Annotated in this window: 16 protein-coding genes; 13 read left to right on the forward strand and 3 right to left on the reverse strand. The window is 39.2% G+C overall.

Annotated features, from left to right (window positions below; genetic code table 11):
- Positions 1 to 27 precede the first annotated feature (27 nt).
- Complete coding sequence (locus M3166_RS00950) at positions 28 to 1380, forward strand: LLM class flavin-dependent oxidoreductase (RefSeq protein WP_251686573.1); 1353 nt, start codon at positions 28 to 30, stop codon at positions 1378 to 1380.
- Between the two features lie 142 nt (positions 1381 to 1522).
- On the opposite strand, the gene M3166_RS00955 is transcribed toward M3166_RS00950, so the two are convergent.
- From M3166_RS00955 to M3166_RS00965, 3 genes are read right to left on the reverse strand one after another with little or no spacing between them, the layout of a single operon-like run.
- The gene (locus M3166_RS00955; protein ID WP_251686574.1) at positions 1523 to 2194 is read right to left on the reverse strand and encodes a GNAT family N-acetyltransferase; all 672 of its coding nucleotides are present in this window, start codon (positions 2192 to 2194) and stop codon (positions 1523 to 1525) included.
- The gene (locus M3166_RS00960; protein WP_251686575.1) at positions 2194 to 2874 is read right to left on the reverse strand and encodes a GNAT family N-acetyltransferase; all 681 of its coding nucleotides are present in this window, start codon (positions 2872 to 2874) and stop codon (positions 2194 to 2196) included. Before M3166_RS00960 ends, M3166_RS00955 begins: the two co-directional genes overlap by 1 nt.
- The gene (locus tag M3166_RS00965; protein WP_251686576.1) at positions 2864 to 3742 is read right to left on the reverse strand and encodes a carbon-nitrogen hydrolase family protein; all 879 of its coding nucleotides are present in this window, start codon (positions 3740 to 3742) and stop codon (positions 2864 to 2866) included. Before M3166_RS00965 ends, M3166_RS00960 begins: the two co-directional genes overlap by 11 nt.
- Before the next feature lie 318 nt (positions 3743 to 4060).
- Here M3166_RS00965 and M3166_RS00970 point away from each other — a divergent pair, with 318 nt between their 5' ends.
- From M3166_RS00970 to cysI, 12 genes are all read left to right on the forward strand, one after another.
- On the forward strand, positions 4061 to 5512 hold the full coding sequence (locus M3166_RS00970) for an aldehyde dehydrogenase family protein (protein ID WP_285848674.1): 1452 nt from the start codon (positions 4061 to 4063) through the stop codon (positions 5510 to 5512).
- Between the two features lie 393 nt (positions 5513 to 5905).
- Entirely contained in the window at positions 5906 to 7081 is a 1176-nt protein-coding gene (locus tag M3166_RS00975; RefSeq protein WP_251686577.1) for an HD-GYP domain-containing protein, read from the forward strand.
- A gap of 117 nt (positions 7082 to 7198) precedes the next feature.
- On the forward strand, positions 7199 to 8383 hold the full coding sequence (locus tag M3166_RS00980) for a PqqD family protein (protein WP_251686578.1): 1185 nt from the start codon (positions 7199 to 7201) through the stop codon (positions 8381 to 8383).
- Positions 8384 to 8801: 418 nt separating this feature from the next.
- Positions 8802 to 10250, forward strand: coding sequence for an aryl-sulfate sulfotransferase (locus tag M3166_RS00985; protein ID WP_251686579.1), 1449 nt, complete (start codon positions 8802 to 8804; stop codon positions 10248 to 10250).
- A 62-nt stretch (positions 10251 to 10312) separates the two neighbouring features.
- The gene (locus M3166_RS00990) at positions 10313 to 11320 is read left to right on the forward strand and encodes an ABC transporter substrate-binding protein (RefSeq protein ID WP_251686580.1); all 1008 of its coding nucleotides are present in this window, start codon (positions 10313 to 10315) and stop codon (positions 11318 to 11320) included.
- A 17-nt stretch (positions 11321 to 11337) separates the two neighbouring features.
- The gene (locus M3166_RS00995; RefSeq protein WP_251686581.1) at positions 11338 to 12117 is read left to right on the forward strand and encodes an ABC transporter ATP-binding protein; all 780 of its coding nucleotides are present in this window, start codon (positions 11338 to 11340) and stop codon (positions 12115 to 12117) included.
- A 34-nt stretch (positions 12118 to 12151) separates the two neighbouring features.
- Entirely contained in the window at positions 12152 to 12970 is an 819-nt protein-coding gene (locus tag M3166_RS01000) for an ABC transporter permease (RefSeq protein WP_251686582.1), read from the forward strand.
- Between the two features lie 202 nt (positions 12971 to 13172).
- On the forward strand, positions 13173 to 13952 hold the full coding sequence (cobA, locus tag M3166_RS01005) for a uroporphyrinogen-III C-methyltransferase (RefSeq protein ID WP_251686583.1): 780 nt from the start codon (positions 13173 to 13175) through the stop codon (positions 13950 to 13952).
- A gap of 21 nt (positions 13953 to 13973) precedes the next feature.
- Complete coding sequence (locus tag M3166_RS01010; protein ID WP_251686584.1) at positions 13974 to 14702, forward strand: sirohydrochlorin chelatase; 729 nt, start codon at positions 13974 to 13976, stop codon at positions 14700 to 14702.
- A 20-nt stretch (positions 14703 to 14722) separates the two neighbouring features.
- Complete coding sequence (locus tag M3166_RS01015; protein ID WP_251686585.1) at positions 14723 to 14866, forward strand: YezD family protein; 144 nt, start codon at positions 14723 to 14725, stop codon at positions 14864 to 14866.
- A gap of 24 nt (positions 14867 to 14890) precedes the next feature.
- Positions 14891 to 16714 (forward strand): assimilatory sulfite reductase (NADPH) flavoprotein subunit, encoded by a 1824-nt coding sequence (locus M3166_RS01020; RefSeq protein WP_251686586.1) that lies wholly within the window; start codon positions 14891 to 14893, stop codon positions 16712 to 16714.
- A 52-nt stretch (positions 16715 to 16766) separates the two neighbouring features.
- On the forward strand, positions 16767 to 18506 hold the full coding sequence (gene cysI, locus M3166_RS01025) for an assimilatory sulfite reductase (NADPH) hemoprotein subunit (RefSeq protein WP_251686587.1): 1740 nt from the start codon (positions 16767 to 16769) through the stop codon (positions 18504 to 18506).
- Position 18507: the final 1 nt, after the last annotated feature.

Here is an 18507-nt window from a genome sequence, read left to right on the forward strand (position 1 = left end):
AATTCAACGAAAAAGGAGAATATTAAAATGACAAAAAGACAATTAAGTTTAGGTGCGTTTATTAATCTGCCGGGTCACCATGTTGCGAGCTGGAGACATCCCGAAACCGAAGTACGTAAAGTAACAGATTTAGCCTATTTAACAGAAATCGCGCAAGTTGCGGAGCGCGGCAAGTTTGATAATTTATTTTTTGCAGATGTATTTGGTCAACCGATTTTAGAAAATGCACACTCAGGATTGAAGCTGGATCCGGTCGTCATTATTTCTGCATTAGCAGCTGTCACGAAAAATATCGGTTTAACAGCAACATTAACAACATCGTATAATGAACCGTTTCATGTAGCACGTAAGTTTGCAGCAATTGATCATTTATCAAACGGTCGTGCAGCCTGGAATGTTGTGACTTCAGCCAATGAGCGAGAGGCATTGCTGTTTGGCCGTGATGCACACTTTCAACACGCAGAACGTTATGAGCGCGCCGATGAATTTGTAGATGTGGTGAAAAAGCTATGGTATTCGATAGACGAAGAGGCATTGGTAATTGATAAGGAAAGTAGTCATTATTACAACTTAAATAAAGTGACTGAAATAGATCATGAGGGGAAATTCTTTAAACTAAAAGGAACACTGGATGCGCCGTCCACACCACAAGGCCATCCGGTAATCGTACAGGCAGGCTCTTCGGAGGCAGGAAAAGAGCTAGCTGCGAAAACAGCTGAAGTTATTTTCACTGCATGGCAAACACTGGAAGATGCACAAGCATTTTATAAAGATGTTAAAGGCCGTTTAGCAAAATACGGCCGTAATCCTGAAGATCTTAAAATATTACCAGGGGCTTTCATTGTTGTAGCTGCAACAGAAGAGGAAGCAATTGCGAAACATCAGCAATTAAATAACTATATTACGCCAGAAGTAGGCTTGGCTTATCTATCCGGTTTTACGGGGGTAGATTTATCGGAGTACGACTTTGAAGGGCAAATTCCAGATTTTAATGGCCAGCAAATTGACGGCACGAACCCGAATATTCGAGCGAGTATTGTGAAAGGTATTGTAGAGGCAAAAGGGTTAACAACTTTGAGAGAATTATACAACAATATTGCAGGGGCTCGCGGGCATCGAGAAATTATCGGGACGCCAACCCAAGTTGCCGATCAGTTGCAGGAATGGTTTGAAAATGAAGCGGCTGATGGTTTTAATATAATGGCACCAACTTTCCCGCAAGGCTTCAACGACATTGTAGAACTAGTAATTCCAGAACTACAGCGGCGGGGAATATTTAAGACGGAGTATGCTGGTACGACATTACGTGAAAATCTTGGTTTAAAACGTCCGGTTAATCCATATATACAGCAAAAAGCTCCACAAGAAGTTCCACTTTAATCTGTAATTTAGCGTTTCTGACAATTTAAAAGCACTTCAATTTAAAAGCACTTCAGTTTCTATTGTACTTAGAATCTGAAGTGCTTTGTTTGTAAGAAATAGATAAACCTGTAGTGCACGATTAGTACAATAATAGAAAATGTTAAATTGCCACCAACTCCACACTTTCATTTGCATCAAGATACTCGATCATCTCTACCCATGTATCTGGCTTCTCGGGCAATACTGCATAGTACGTCTTTAAAAATGTCGCAATCAGTGATGCATTTAAATCGGTTTGTTCGTAGTCAGCGGGCATAAAGCATAAATCAAGTCCGCTTACAGCTGTCCCGTCCAACTGCCATGATGGGTGGACGTACGGGAAGTTTAGCCGTTTGTAGCCTAAATGTGATAACACTTCACGGCGTACAAACGGGTCCATTGGTTTTACTCCACCAAAGCCGTGATCGTCTACACGATACGGATCATAGATTTCTGCAAACATGCCTGCCATTTGCTTGTTGTTTTCCTGTGCCAATGCTTGTAAATCTGCTGCACGTTTTGTTGCTAGGAAACGGCCGACGCCAATACCTTCCCGGCCGATAATTGTAAAATCGGTCATGCCAACATTTAAATCTTTATAATAGCGGTACTCTGTTGTCCCAACGACTTCACCTTCATGGACGGCGACAAATACGCGAATGCTTGGATCCTCCAGCGGTTCTTTCCATAAATCAAATGCTAATACTTCCTCCGGTGGAAATACCGTTTTTAATAGTTCATACATATCTGCAAACAGTGGATCGGTAATCGATGTAATGCGATGATAATCCATTAATAAGCCTCCTTGATTTGGACGAAAGGATTGCGCCATTCCATTAATACACCATAATGATGCGACTCTTCATCCTCTAAATAGTGGGGTACAACTTGTATCGGCATGCGACCGCAGCGTAGTAGAAACGAAATGACCTGGTCGTGTATTTCACCAAGCAAAACAGCTTCAATATACGCTTCTGGTGAAAGCTGGTCGGCATGGTGATGATAATTCGGCATCCGGCTGCCGCCAAGCAGACGAACGCGCTTTTGCTCAATGACGATTTCGTACATCGAAAGCATGAGCCATTTGCCAAGCCCTAAACTGCGAGAAGCTGGGCGCACACAAAGATCAACAATGTAGAGTGTATCGCCATTTGGATCATGAGTACGAATATAGCCGTTATCGGTTATGTCCTCCCACGTATGTAGGGGATTGTTTGGGTCAAAATCAACGAGCAAGGACGTCATGGAACCGACGATTTGCCCATCCACTTCAATGCAAAGTGTACCTTCCGGGAAATGTGTGACATGACTTATAAGTTGTTCTTCACTCCACCATAGCTCTGAAGGGAATGGGGGAGGGAAGCAATCCTGTTGAATACGGATAAGGGCATCAAAATCTGCAGGCGTGTAATTCCGGACTGTCGCAAGGATCGGCTTGCTGTCTTGAAACACATAAAACTGTTTACTGTACATTGATAAAACTACTTTCCCAGTCATTGTATAAATCGGTACGACGGTCACGCCACGTTGTTACAGAGCCCTTTTCGCGTACTTGATAAAGCAGTGCCAAATCTAAATCCCCCGTAACAACCATATCGTTATTGAGCTCTCCTTCAACTACGATTCCACGCGGTGGGAACGGGACGTCATTTGGTGCAATAATCGCGGACTGTCCAAAATTCATGCGCATAAAATCAATGGTTGGGAGCGAACCGACAGTAGAAGCGGTCACGACATATACCTGGTTTTCAATAGCGCGGGCATGACTTGTATATCGAACACGATGGAAGCCGTGGCGATCATCGGTACAAGATGGGCAAAAGATAACATCTGCGCCACGAGCTTTTGCCATTCGTACGATTTCAGGGAACTCGATATCGTAACACGTTAAAATTGCAATTCTACCTTTTTCTGTATCAAAAAGGTGTAACTCATCACCTGCCGCCATGTTCCACTCGTTTACCTCGGTTGGAGTAATATGAAGTTTCGCCTGTGTGGCAACCGTGCCATCCGGATAAAATAAGTGAGCGACATTGTAGAGTTTGTCATTGTTCCGTATGACATGGGTACCACCGATAATATGCGTCTTTGTTTTAACGGCTAAACCTGTAAATAAATCAAGGTACTGCACTGTAAAATCAGGAAGCTCATTGATGGAAAGTGGCTCCCCTTTATCGTTGCCTATAGATAACAGCTGCGTCGTAAAAAACTCAGGGAATAAAATGAAATCCGTCTCGAACTCTAGGGCAGCTCGCACGTAATGGTCTACTTGCTGAGCAAATTCCTCAAATGATCGAATCGTATGAAGATGATATTGAACGGTTGATACACGTAGTTTCATATGGACCTCCTTACTATTTTTTCATAATATTACTAATATATTGCTAGCTATAATAGTATATTTTTCAGTTAATTTCAATGCGAATTTGGAAATGCATCCGTAACTCACGTATATTGTGAAGATTTTCACTTATACTAACGTGGCAAAAAGCTTAAGTAGAAGAGAATGATTTTATAGGAAAAATATAAGAAAACGATATTTATGGTAATAAAACGGCGAATCAAGGGTACTAAGTGATATATGTACATGCATTAAAGTAAGACGTATGGCATTTTAAGTGAAATTCTATGGCATTTAACGTTGGAAAGGATGATACCGATGAATAAAAAATGGAATAAGCAGTATATTGGTGGAGAATGGAAAGAAGGAAACAGTGAAAGAGTATACGTAGACCAGAATCCTTACAACGAGGAAACGATTGCGGAAATTCGGTTGGCAAATGAAAAAGACATAGATGAGGCGTATCAAGCGGCCAAAGAAGCACAAAAAGAATGGGAACAGGTCAATGCCTATCAAAGACAAGCGATCATAGAAAAAGCTGCTCAAATTGTAGAGCGAAAAAGAGATGAAATCGTGCAAATTTTAGTGGAGGAAAATGGTGCTTCCCATACGAAAGCCAATATTGAAATTAGTGGCGCGATCGGCATTATGAAAGAGGCGGCTACGTTCCCACTCCGGATGCATGGGAAAATCATGCCATCCATTATTCCTGGGAAAGAGAACCGAGTATATCATAATCCGGCTGGGGTAGTGGGGATTATTAGTCCATTTAACTTCCCGTTCCATTTAACAATGCGTTCCCTTGCTCCAGCTTTAGCAACGGGGAATGGAGTTGTACTTAAACCGGATCTGCAGACGATGATTTCAGGTGGACTTATTTTAGCTGAAATTTTTGAGGAGGCCGGCATTCCTAAAGGGTTGTTAAATGTTACAGTTTGCAGCTCATCTGAAATTAAAGATGCATTTATTGAGCATCCTATTCCTCAAATCATTTCTTTTACCGGTTCTACAGAGGTAGGGCGCCATATTGGAGAGGTATGCGGAAGAAACTTAAAACGTGTAGCTTTAGAACTTGGCGGAAACAATGTCATGCTCGTCTTGAAAGATGCTGATGTTCAAAGAGCAGCTGCTTCTGCCGCTTTCGGTAAATTTTTAAACAGCGGACAAATTTGTATGTCTCTGAATCGGATTGTTGTTGAACGCCCGGTATACGAGACGTTTATAAAAGCATTTGTGGATAGAGCATCCAAAATTAAATACGGGGATCCAAAAAATGATGATGTGGTTGTCGGTCCGCTTATTAATAATAAACAAATCGCCCGAATTCAACGATTAATTGACCAGAGTATTGAAAAAGGAGCAGAATACGCCCTTCAAGGGGAAGTGAAAGGTAATGTACTGGCTCCTACTATTTTAACGAATGTTACGAATGATATGCCGATAGCCCAGGAAGAAATATTCGGACCTGCTGTAGGTGTAATCGTTGTAGATAGTGAGGAGGAGGCGATTCGCGTTGCCAATGACAGTGACTATGGGCTGAGCGGCGCCGTTCATGCCGGAACAACAGAACATGGTGTTGAAGTGGCTAAACAAATTATTACAGGAATGATTCATGTCAATGATCAGGGAGTCAATGATGAACCGATCGTTGCCTTCGGAGGAGAGAAAGCTTCAGGTTTAGGCCGATATGGCGGCGAATGGGCAATTCATGAATTTACAACGACAAAATGGATTTCTGTTCAGACAGACCCACGAGAATACCCGTTTTAATATTTAAATCAATAAGATTAGACCTAATCGACATTTAAGATTAGGTCTTTTTATTTTAAGGGGATACATTCCGTTTTATTGAAGTGAGACTTTTGGTTTAGTTATTATTAGAGTTTTAAATGAACCCAAGTTAATAGAAATGATTGAAATTAGGAATTGTGTTGCAGGGTATATAGGAATATTGTTAAGATAGCCTTATTGAAAAAATAGTAAATAAATTTTCATTTTTATAACTTATAGGTACAAAGTGAATATATTTTGGTTAAAAGAGTAAAAAAACAAAAAAATGAGAAATTTAAATCATGGATATATAGAACTAATTACCAATCTCATGTTATAATAATATGTGGAACATAAGGTCTATTGATTGGTAATTTAATTGTGAGGTAAAAAATGAAGAAAACTACATTTATACAAGAAGAAAAGAATTCAACAAAACTATTTTTATGGTTATTTTTTGTAGTATTTTTTGTATATGATATATTATACTATGATCTTTTTCCTGCATTTCCATGGCACGATGAGCTTGTTTGGTATGATTTTATGTATTTTAAATATGGAGTTATAGTTGGGATGATTCCTTTATCCATATACTTAATTAAAATTAACAAAATAAAAATCGTGAAATATATAATATTTTTGGGGTATTTTACCACTCATTTAATTTCAGATATTATATATTATAAAGACAGTTCACTAGCATACACTAGTGGAAATCTAGTGGAAGTTATTTTCATCCTCTTTTCACCGATTTTTGTAAATAAGAAATTTACATATTATGTAACATTCGGTTTGATCATTAAATATGCTTTGGTAGGATTATTTATACAGAGCCCTATTGTTTTATTTCCGGTTATCATTATGATGGTTTGTTCATTTATTGCCTTTATCCTTTTACATCGAATATTAAATTATATCAAAGCGTTGAAGTATTCATATGATGAACAGTTGGAAGGTATTGTTAAAGGAGTTATTGCTACACTGGAACTGAAAGACCCATATACTCGTGGACATAGTGAACGGGTTGCTGCATATGCAATGAATATGGCTGAGGCTACAGGGAGATTTAAACCTTCTGAATTAAACAATTATTATTATGCCTGTCTATTACATGATATTGGAAAAGTAAATATTCCGGATGCTATTTTAACCAAACCCGGGAAGTTAACGGATGAAGAATTTGAAATTATTAAGACACACCCAGTTGTTGGAGCAGAAGCTATCCGGGACGTTGAAGGTATTGCAGATAATATTGATGTAATTACTCATCACCATGAAAGATGGGATGGTAAAGGGTATCCGGACGGGCTTGCTGGAGAAAATATTCCTTTTTTAGCTAGAGTTACTGCGGTAGCTGATGCTTTTGATGCAATGACTTCATCCAGATCGTATCGTCCTGCACTTGAATTTGAAGTAGCATATCAACGAATTATCGATGGACAAGGTAGCCAATTCGATCCTCAAATGGTAAAATTATTTAAACAGATCTACCCTGATTGGGTAAACATTTCTAAAACCTACTGTAAGGGAGCAAACTTGAGAGGGGGTAAGAAGTATGAAAATTCGTAAACTTAATAAAATTAAAGTTACTTGCTTTTGGTGTTTCCTTATTCCAAGATAAGTAAGTACTTACTTAGGATGCTATAATTATAGCATCCTATTTTAATTTAAAGAGGAGGCTATATATTGAAGGTATCCTTACAATCCGTAATAACGTTATATCCGTTATCCATTCGGAAAGATAAAAAACATTATATCGTAGAAGAGCCGATTTCCGGTGATTTCTTTGAATTGCCTGAGATTGGTGTTGATGCTATCAAACGTTTGGAACAAGGTGAGGAGCTCGTTTCTATTGAACATGCATTAAAAAATTCATATCCAGATGAAGAAGTGGATATTGTTGATTTTGTTGAACAGCTGTTGGAGTTAGGACTTGTTCAAGAAGTGGATGGTGTGCTCGTTAAAAAAGAGCAGTCTAAATCCACATCACGTTCGGGTGGTTTCTTATGGATTCCGCAATCGGTGGGGCGTTTATTTTTTAATGGAGCAATGAACAAGATCTACTTGCTGCTGCTCATTGCAAACATCATCATTCTCATACTGAACCCGGAACTTTTTCCTCATTACAAAGATATATTCCTATTCGATTCTATGATGCTGAATATTCTTATGTATCTATCAGTTTCTTTAGTATTAATTTTACTTCATGAATTCGGACATATTCTTGCTATTCGATCACATGATTTACCGGCTAAATTAAGCATTGGAAATCGGCTCCTATTTATAGTTTTTGAAACAGATCTCACTCAAGCTTGGAAGCTCGATCCAAAAAAGAGAAATATCCTGTATCTTGCCGGAATATCTTTTGAGCAGATCATTCTTTTCCTTTCATTCGGTATAATGCTTCTTTTTCCGGATGTGAGTATTATAGGAATTCTTGGAATCATCGTGTTGGATATTTTCATTAAATTTATTTATCAATGCTGCTTCTATATGAAAACAGATGTTTATTATGTTATGGAAAATATAACAGGCTGTTATAACTTGATGGAAAACGGCAAAATCTATTTGAATTCCTTATTTAAAAAACAACGAAAAGATGGAGAAAATTATAAAGAAATATTTCAAAATGAATGGAATTTGATTCGCCTGTATAGTGTATTCTACATAGTTGGAGTTGTTTTAACGTTAATTTTGGCAGTGATGTATTTTGTACCACAGCTTTATTATACGTACGCTACTATTTATATGAACCTTCTCGGAGCAGGTGATCCTGCAGCGTTTTGGGATGCTATTGCATTTTTTGTAATGACCATGTTCATGCTTATCATGCTTGTTTTTGTAGCAAGAAAACAGAAGCATGAAAACTGAGAAAAATCGCTAAACTCGATTATATAAGTTTAGCGTTTTCTTGTTAGTTTTCCGAAAATTTTAAATTATTTTAAAAACCTACTTGACGAATAAGAATTAAATCGGTACGATACTGTTAATACTTTTAAAGTTAAGTAGTTTACTAGGGATTGAGCAAGTGAACTTCTACTTTAAAAAAATAATTTAATAAAGTGCTGATTAGACAACTAAAGGCGCTAAAAATACATTACTCTCACCAAACACATTGGAGGAGGCTGTATTTTTAGTGCCTTTTCTTTTTAACCTTTGTTAAAAGGTTGTCTTGGAAGGAGGAATGGAATTTAAACAAAGCAAGCAATTGATAACTATTGAATGGTAATTTATTAAAACATAAAATACACGGTTAACTTGAAAAAATAATGAAAAGGGAGCGGTATATATGGGAAATCCAACAATTCATCCGACAGGGGCAACAGTTTACAATCCTGAAAAGGCGGCAAGTGGTTATACAATTTTTCAGGCAGCAAATGAAGGGGCATTACTGATTGATATGAACGGTAAAGAAGTTCATTTATGGAAAGGGCTACGCGGCTTCCCGAACAAAGTATTTCCAGGTGGTTTTGTACTTGGGCACACGTTTAATCGTGATCCACAGTATGGTTTCCAAGATGAGGGCGATTTAGTACAAATTGATTTTGAAGGTAATGTTGTATGGAAATTTGATAAGCATCAGTTTATTGAAGATCCGGGTCATGAGGCAAGATGGGTTGCACGTGCACACCACGACTATCAGCGTACTGGCAGCCCAGTAGGTTATCCGGCACCAGGTCAGGAGCCGCAAACAACAGGTGGAAATACATTGATTTTAGTTCACCGTGATGTAGCGAACGAAAAAATCTCCAAACACCCATTATTGGATGATGCATTTATTGAGGTCGATTGGGAAGGCAATATCGTATGGGAATGGAACGCACATGAGCATTTCGATGAGCTTAACTTTAGTGAGGAAGCAAAAAAGGCGATTTATGAAGAACCGAATCGACGTTTCTTCGGTAATCATTCAGGCGACTGGCTTCACATTAATTCCATTTCATTAGTTGGTCCGAATCGCCATTATGATAATGGTGATGAGCGTTTCCATCCGGACAATATTATATGGGATGCGCGTGAGGCAAATATTATCGCGATTACAAGCAAAGAAACAGGGAAAATCGTATGGCAACTTGGACCGGATTATGACACACCGGAGACAAAACATTTAGGATGGATTATCGGACAGCATCATGCACATATCATCCCAAAAGGTTTGCCAGGTGAGGGCAATGTTTTAGTATTTGACAACGGAGGCTGGGGAGGATACGGCGCACCGAATCCAAACTCGGTTGACGGTAATAAAGTAGCCATCCGCGATCATTCCCGCATTTTGGAAATCGATCCGATTACACTTGAAATTGTATGGCAATATACTGGGCTTGAAGCGAAGTTTTCGGTACCAACGGATTCCTATAAATTCTACAGTCCTTATATAAGTTCGGCACAGCGTTTGGAAAATGGCAATACGCTAATTACAGAAGGCTCGAATGGACGTATTTTTGAAGTAACGGCAGACCATGAAATTGTATGGGAATATATTTCTGCCTATAAAAATGAACGAGGGTCAAATATGGTTTACCGCGCATACCGTGTTCCATACAACTGGGTACCTCAATTGGAAACACCGGTTGAAGTTGAGATTAAGCCGATTGATGTGAAAGATTTCCGAGTGCCGAATGCGGCAGAAGGCGGTGCACATTCTGTTGCTGAAATTAAAGAAGCTTTTTCTTATGGAGAAGGAGCCCTTTGCGTTGCGCGTTATGATGAGACAGTGGCGAAGAAAATTACAACATAAATTCTCTGAAATAATTCCTAGTATAAAAATAAAAATAGTTTGCTAATGGAAAGAGTGAAAATATGAAATTAAAAGGATCAATACATCTACTGCTCTTATTAATAACGGCGCTTATATTGGGGGCATGCGGTAATAATGCAAGTTCAGCCAATGCTGGCGGCAAAACAATTCGGGCAGCGATTGATACAGCAGCAGGGGGTTCATTCCAAATTCGGGCAGCTGCGAATAACAGTTATTTTTCGGATAGAGAATTGAATGTAGAGCTTTCCAATTTTGCCTACGGAATCGATACTGTGAACGCTGTTTTGACAAAGCAGGCAGATACAGGATTGGCAGCAGATTATGCATTACTGAACTCACTTGGTAAAGGTGATTTCGTAGTCGTTTCTTCATTGACAGGGAGCGATGAGCACTTCAACTCTGTCAGTCTGTCGGAAATTTTGGCAGTAAAGGGCATAGAAGTACCGGCGGATATTAAAGGTAAAAAAATCGGCGTTGCAAAAGGAACGGTATCTGAATACCAATGGGCTAAATATTTAGAGCACTACAGTATTAGCGAGGACGACATTAAATATGTACCATACAGTACACCTGATGAAGCTATCGTCGGAATGAAAAAAGGGGATATCGATGTCATTATTGGAACGGGTGCTTTAATAGAGAAATTCAAGAATATTGATGGTGTGCATGAAATCGACCGATTGAGTACTGTACCTGATTTAAGTGTATCGAGCTATTTAATTGTGGACCGTAAATTTGCAGAAGCAAATTCAGAAGAAATCGGGAAGTTCCTTGAAGGCATTGAACAAGGAGTTGAATATGTAAAGGGGAATCCGGAAGGTACTGCTGACATCGGCTATAAAGAGTTGAAAATCGCAAAAGAAGACATAATGCTGGATTTAAAACGAGTGAACTATACGCTCGGTTTTACGAAGGAAGATTATACACATTTATCCAACATGAAAGAGTATTTGCTGGAGCGCGGTATTTTGGATGAAGATTTTGATTTGGATGAAAAGCTGTATCTAGATCCGGCGAAGCAAGTATTGAAAGACAAAGTAACTTACTAACTAAGGGGGAAAAGGCAATGCTGAATACGATAACAGAAGAAGCAATTGTAATTAAAAATGGTGCCAAAACGTTTCAAACAGATATTGAAAATCCGACATATGTATTAAAAAATGTAGATTTATTGATAAAGAAGGGCGAGTTTTATGTACTTCTCGGACCAAGTGGCTGCGGTAAATCGACATTGCTGAATATTATTGCAGGATTTTTGGATATGTCAGTTGGCGAATTGCTAATTGTGACTTCTCGTGAAGAAAACCGAGATGGACGTGGTTTCGTTTTTCAGTCAGCGGATTCAGCATTGTTCCCTTGGTTAACAGTTGAGGAGAATATTTCATTTGGCTTAAAAATGAAGAAGGTGCCTACAGAAGAACGAAAAAAGGTAGCCAATACTTTCATAAAGCTAACGGGTTTACTTGGCCATGCGAAAAAGTTTCCTGATAATCTGTCGGGCGGGATGAAGCAGCGTGTACAGCTTGCCCGTGTTTTGGCAAATGAGCCGGAAATCTTATTAATGGATGAGCCGTTTGGGGCACTTGATGCGATGACACGACGAACAATGCAAAATGAGCTCATTCGAATTTGGAAAGAAACAAATAAAACCGTTATCTTTGTGACACATGACATTCAGGAAGCGATTCTTTTAGGTCAGAAGATTGGTATTATGTCTGTCGGTCCGAATTCACGAATCGAAACGACTTATGATGTAAACCTGCCTTATCCTCGAGATATAACAAGTGTCGATTTCAACAACCATTATAAGCAAGTTCAGACACATTTTGAGGACTTCACGATTTAATAAAATTTTTGTTTAGAATTAAGGGAGGCAGCTTATGACGACGATTGAACTAAAAAAAGGACAGCAAGTGGCATCTGTCGTAAAGGTAAAAAAGAAAAGCCGAATCGGTAAATTGATTTTACAGTCCGGTATGATCGGCTGGTTATTTATTCTGCTCGTATGGCAAATTGCTTCAATGTTTTCTGAACCGATGTTTTTGCCAAGCCCATATTTAACTTTAATCGGGGCAATTGAAATTGCCAGTGATGGGACGTTGTTTCTCTATATGGGATACAGTTTTTTACGGGTGCTGGCAGGATGGACACTCGGACTCTTAATTGCTGTACCATTTGGCTTGCTTATAGGAACGAACAAGTTTGTGCGGGCACTATTTGAACCGGTTATTAACTTTGTACGTTTCATCCCGCCGCTTGCATTCATTACACTATTTATGCTGTGGTTTGGGATTGGCGAACAGTCAAAAGTATTTTTAATTGTTTATGCAACATTTTTTGTCATTACGATAAATACATTAACAGGGGTCCTATCTATTTCGAATGATAAATTATTATCTGCTAAAAGTATGGGGGCTTCGAAATTGCAAACGCTTATTTATGTCGTTATTCCGGCAACAATCCCGTACATCTTCACAGGTGCAAAGCTTGCAATGGGTTCATCGTTCATGGCGATTGTCGGTGCGGAAATGGTCGCTGCAAATGAAGGGATTGGTTTTATGATCTGGAATGCACGACTGTACTTTAAAACAGACTGGATTTTTGTAGGGCTTGTCGTTCTTGGGTTAATGGGCTTTATTATGGACCGGATTTTCGCATATGCCGGACGCAAGCTGCTTGGTCGCTATAAAGTTGTGTAACATAAAAATGGGCTAAACGAATTTGTTTAGCTTATTTTTATGAGAGACTATTAGTGCAATTCAAAAATAATAAGTTTGTACTATTAATCTAATTATTCATATTTTTTTACTTGGTATTATTGATTTGTAGAAAATTTCCATGTATCATATGGTTTATTATACAAATATTTGGACTTTTGTTTTTATAAAGGAGAGTAACTTAATGGGGAAAGTATATATTGTTGGTGCAGGACCTGGTGATGTCGATTTAATCACCGTAAAAGGTTTGCGTTGTATACAGGAAGCAGACGTAATTTTGTATGACCGATTAATTAACAATGAGCTGCTTTCTTATGCAAAGCGTGGGGCACAGTTAATCTTTTGCGGCAAATTGCCGAACCGTCATGCAATGATTCAGGAAAATATTAATCTTTCATTAGTTCATCATGCTTTGCAAGGTAAAACAGTGACCCGATTAAAAGGCGGCGATCCATTTGTTTTTGGTCGTGGTGCTGAAGAAGCGGAAGTATTAGCGGAAAATGGCATACCTTTTGAAATCGTGCCGGGAATTACATCTGGCATTGCGGCACCCGCCTATGCAGGTATCCCGGTTACGCATCGTGAATTGGGCTCCAGTTTTGCGATTGTCACAGGACATATGCGTGAAGGAAAGGACGATTCCATCCAATGGGAAAGTTTGGCGAAGGGTATTGATACTCTTGCTATTTATATGGGGGTAGGTAATTTACCTTATATTTGCCGGCAACTTTTAACGTATGGACGTGACGCATCAACACCCGTTGCATTAGTACATATGGGAACTTTTGAACAACAGCAGACGATAACTGGCACACTTGGTACGATTGTTGATATTGCCAGAGCAAACGACGTAAAAAACCCAAGCATTATTATCGTGGGTGAAGTCGTAGCATTACGGGAAAAAATAGCATGGTATGAGCAAACCGTACAACAGGATAAAAGATTGAAGGAAAAAATTGTGTAAAGCAGGAAGCAGGTGATTCTAATGAAGGCAATTTTGTATGTTGGGCACGGCACACGCTTGAAAAAAGGTGTTGATGAAGCGATACGGTTTATTGAAATAACAAAGTCTTTTGTAGAAGCTGAAATACAGGAAACCGCCTTTTTGGAACTGGTCGAGCCGAATATTGTTGAAGGCATTGCAAATTGTGTCAATCAAGGTGCAACACATATATCGGTTGTCCCGATTTTATTATTAACTGCCCAGCATGCTAATAAAGATATACCTGCTGAAATAAAAATTGCAAAAGAACGTTTTCCGCATTTGAAGTTTACAATCGGACGTCCTTTAGGAATTCATTCATCTTTAATTGAGACAGTTTTTGAAAGAATTGAAGAACAACAGGTGCCGATTAATGCAGATGCAGAAGTTATATTGATAGGCAGAGGAAGCAGCGACAATGCCGTTGTAAGAGATATGGCGATAATCAGTGAACAGCTAAAGGCAACTTATGGCTTCCGGGAAGTGAAATCTTGTTTTTTGTATGGTGCAGGTCCTTCTTTTGAACAGACATTAGTTGAACTGAAAACCAAGCAGATAAAGCAAGTTTTTATTGTACCTTATTTATTGTTTTCAGGACTTTTAAGTGTAGGAATCGAAAAGAAAATACTGGCGCTTGACCTTGATCCAGCTTCCGTTATTTTATGCAACCATTTAGGCTATAACGAAAAAGTACGGAATGTTTTACTGGAAAGAGTGAAAGAGGTTATCTGAAAATTAGGAGGCATTTAATAATGACAAAATCAAATGATCTTACCCAAACAATTGAGAAAATTAAAGATACGGTTGCATCCGTTAAATATGGAACAGTTACTTTAGTTATTCAGGACGGTCATGTTGTACAAATTGAAAAAAACGAAAAAATAAGATTGAAATAAAACAAGATTCGCGAGGTGGAAGTTTTGACGTTAAATCTGCATAATAGCCCATTTTCCGAGGCACAGACAAAATTAATCAATGAGCTTTATCCGACATTAACGGACTATCAAAAAGTTTGGTTGAACGGTTATTTAAGCGCAATACAAACAATTGGAGATTCCAGTCAGCCGCTTGAAGTAACGGTTACTGAACAAGGGCAAACCGTTGCAGTACTGGAAGCAGTCAAACAGGAGGCAACCATTTTATACGGTTCCCAAACAGGCAATGCACAAAGTGTCGCAAAAAAATTGAAAACGGCTTTAGAATTACAGGGAGTCGAAGTCTCTCTGTCTGCAATGTCCGATTTTAAGGTGAATAGTCTGAAAAAACAGAAAAATATTTTCATCATTACAAGTACACATGGTGAGGGCGATCCACCAGATAATGCCATCTCTTTCCATAGTTTCCTATATGGTAAACGTGCGCCGAAACTGGAGGATGTATCTTTCTCTGTATTATCGTTAGGCGATAGCTCGTATGAATTTTTCTGTAAAACAGGAATTGATTTTGATGAACAATTAGAAAAATTGGGCGGAAAGCGTTTAGTTCCCCGCTTTGATTGTGATTTGGATTTTGACGATCTTGCATCAGAGTGGATCGAGAGCGTCGTAGAAGCACTGGCACAAAATACACCGAACAAACTGCCGGAATTACAAAAGTCTCCGGTTGCGGTAAGTGCATCTGAAGAATCCGTATACAACAAAAATAATCCCTTTTATGCGGAAGTTCTGGAAAGCATCAATTTAAATGGCCGCGGATCGAATAAGCAAACGCAGCATTTGGAGCTTTCATTGGAAGGATCCGGTTTAACTTATGAACCGGGTGACAGTGTCGGCATTCTACCGGAAAATGATGCAAACTTAGTAACAGCATTACTATTATCACTTGGGTTTGAAGGTTCGGAAATAGTATCTGTGAAAAACCAGTCTAATACATTAAGTGAAGCGCTCATTTCCCATTTCGAAATTACTGTACTGACAAAACCATTACTACAAAAGCTTGCTGTCTTTTCAACGGATGAAAAGCTTAAGAAGTTGTTGGAAGATGATGTGAAGTTGAAAGAATATATTTATGGACGCGACCTGCTGGATGTTGTGCAAACATTTGGACCGTTCAACTGGACTGCCCAACAATTTGTTGATCAACTACGTAAAAATCCGGTACGTCTCTATTCAATTGCAAGCAGCCAAAAGGCGAATGAAGAAGAAGTGCATTTAACAATCGGTAAAGTTTTTTATGAAGTAGATGAACGTGATCGCATAGGGGTTGTATCGGGACAAGTGGCAGAGCGAATTGAAATCGGGGATAAGGTTCCGGTTTATATTCATAAAAACCCGAATTTCCGTCTGCCTGAAGATACAACAACACCAATTATTATGATTGGTGCCGGCACAGGCATTGCGCCGTACCGTTCATTTTTGGAAGAACGTGCTGAGGGAGGAATCGAAAGCAATGCATGGCTGTTTTTTGGTGACCAGCATTTTGTTACAGATTTCCTGTATCAAACTGAACTGCAGCGCTGGCTCAAAGATGGGACATTAACGAATTTATCTGTAGCCTTTTCACGTGATACAGAACAGAAAGTATATGTACAGCATCGCCTGCTCGAAAATGCTGCAGAAGTATATAGATGGATCAACAATGGTGCGGTTATCTATGTATGTGGTGATGAGAAATATATGGCACATGATGTGGATCAAACATTGCGCCAAATTGTTGCGGAACAAGGCGGCAAAACAGATGAAGAAGTTTCATTATTTTTTTATGAGCTTAAAAGTCAAAAACGTTATCAGCGAGACGTTTATTAAACAATTTAGCAGTTATTGACCGTTAATTTTAACAGAGATAGGAGATAGGCATATGAGTCAGAAAATCGTACTTCCCCAACAGCCGGGTAAACCGAATGATGTTGAACGTATTAAAGACGAAAGTAATTATTTGCGGGGGACTTTAGAAAAAACAATGCAGTATCCAATTAGTTCTGGAATTCCGGATGATGATAATCGTCTCATGAAATTTCATGGCAGCTATTTGCAGGATGACCGGGATCTGCGTACAGAACGTGAACGGCAAAAGCTGGAGCCGGCCTACCAATTTATGGCACGTGTCCGAACACCAGGAGGCGCGGCAACACCGGAACAGTGGCTTGTAATGGATGAAATGGCGGAAAAGTACGGGAATGGGTCACTGAAGCTAACGACTCGTCAGGCATTCCAGGTGCATGGCATTTTAAAATGGAATGTCAAAAAGTATATGTCAGAAATCCATGAAGCACTTCTTGACTGTATCGCAGCTTGCGGTGACGTAAACCGGAATGTGATGTGTAATGTTAACCCGAATCAATCGGCATTTCATGAAGAAGTGTATAATTGGTCGGCGAGATTAAGTGAACATTTACTGCCTCGTACACGTGCATATCATGAACTATGGCTCGATGGGGAAAAAGTTTACGATGGAACACAAGATACAGAAATAGAGCCGATTTACGGTGCCCTGTATTTACCACGTAAATTTAAAATTGGTATTGCCGTTCCACCGAGCAATGATATTGATGTATTTTCACAGGATATTGGTTTTATTGCCATTGTCGAAAATGACGAGCTGCTAGGCTTTAATGTCGCGGTAGGCGGCGGGATGGGTATGACACATGGTGATAAAGAAACATATCCGCAATTAGGACGTTTAATCGGTTATATTCCAAAAGAACGACTGCTTGAAACAGCCGAGAAAATTTTAACAATCCAACGCGACTACGGAAATCGAGCGGAACGTAAAAAAGCCCGCTTTAAATATACAGTAGATACAAAAGGATTGGATTTTATTAAACAAGAGCTGCAACACCGTTTAGGGTGGGAGCTAGAAGAAGTAAGACCGTACACATTCAATCGTACAGGAGATGAGTACGGTTGGATAAAAGGTAAAAATGGAAAATGGCATTTTACATTATTTATCCAAAACGGGCGCATTAAAGATTTTGAGGATTATCAGTTAAAAACAGGCTTGCGTGAAATTGCGAAAGTGCATACAGGGGTTTTCCGTTTAACACCAAACCAGAATCTTTTAATCGCGGATGTAACACCACAGAAAAAAGCGGTCATTGATAAGTTGTTAAAAGCCTACAACATTACGGACGGTACACATTACTCAGCACTGCGCCGCAATTCAATTGCCTGTGTATCATTACCGACATGCGGCTTGGCAATGGCGGAGGCGGAGCGTTATTTACCTTCATTGATTACAAAAATTGATGAAATACTGGCGGATAACGGACTGCGTGAAACCGAGATCGGTATTCGTATGTCAGGATGCCCGAACGGCTGTTCACGTGCAGCCATGGGTGAAATCGGCTTTATTGGAAAAGGACCTGGCAAATATAATTTATACTTGGGCGGCGATTTTAAAGGACAGCGCTTAAACAAAATCTACAAAGAAAATATTGGGGAAGAAGAAATATTGAGTATCCTTGCACCAATTTTTTCTGAGTATGCGAAAGAACGTATCGAAGGTGAACATTTCGGTGATTTCACGATTCGTAAAGGTTATGTAGAAGCAGTAACGGATGGCCGACAATTCCATGAGTTAAGTGAAGTGCGAAGCTGAC

The organism is Solibacillus isronensis (assembly GCF_023715405.1).
Taxonomy (GTDB): Bacteria; Bacillota; Bacilli; order Bacillales_A; family Planococcaceae; genus Solibacillus; species Solibacillus isronensis_B.

Excerpts from the sequence above, each read along its gene's own strand:
- M3166_RS00950 (WP_251686573.1), top strand. The coding sequence starts at position 28 with ATGACAAAAAGACAATTAAGTTTAGGTGCGTTTATTAATCTGCCGGGT.
- M3166_RS00955 (WP_251686574.1), bottom strand. The coding sequence starts at position 2,194 with ATGGATTATCATCGCATTACATCGATTACCGATCCACTGTTTGCAGAT.
- M3166_RS00960 (WP_251686575.1), bottom strand. The coding sequence starts at position 2,874 with ATGTACAGTAAACAGTTTTATGTGTTTCAAGACAGCAAGCCGATCCTT.
- M3166_RS00965 (WP_251686576.1), bottom strand. The coding sequence starts at position 3,742 with ATGAAACTACGTGTATCAACCGTTCAATATCATCTTCATACGATTCGA.
- M3166_RS00970 (WP_285848674.1), top strand. The coding sequence starts at position 4,061 with ATGAATAAAAAATGGAATAAGCAGTATATTGGTGGAGAATGGAAAGAA.
- M3166_RS00975 (WP_251686577.1), top strand. The coding sequence starts at position 5,906 with ATGAAGAAAACTACATTTATACAAGAAGAAAAGAATTCAACAAAACTA.
- M3166_RS00985 (WP_251686579.1), top strand. The coding sequence starts at position 8,802 with ATGGGAAATCCAACAATTCATCCGACAGGGGCAACAGTTTACAATCCT.
- M3166_RS00990 (WP_251686580.1), top strand. The coding sequence starts at position 10,313 with ATGAAATTAAAAGGATCAATACATCTACTGCTCTTATTAATAACGGCG.
- M3166_RS00995 (WP_251686581.1), top strand. The coding sequence starts at position 11,338 with ATGCTGAATACGATAACAGAAGAAGCAATTGTAATTAAAAATGGTGCC.
- M3166_RS01000 (WP_251686582.1), top strand. The coding sequence starts at position 12,152 with ATGACGACGATTGAACTAAAAAAAGGACAGCAAGTGGCATCTGTCGTA.
- cobA (WP_251686583.1), top strand. The coding sequence starts at position 13,173 with ATGGGGAAAGTATATATTGTTGGTGCAGGACCTGGTGATGTCGATTTA.
- M3166_RS01010 (WP_251686584.1), top strand. The coding sequence starts at position 13,974 with ATGAAGGCAATTTTGTATGTTGGGCACGGCACACGCTTGAAAAAAGGT.
- M3166_RS01015 (WP_251686585.1), top strand. The coding sequence starts at position 14,723 with ATGACAAAATCAAATGATCTTACCCAAACAATTGAGAAAATTAAAGAT.
- cysI (WP_251686587.1), top strand. The coding sequence starts at position 16,767 with ATGAGTCAGAAAATCGTACTTCCCCAACAGCCGGGTAAACCGAATGAT.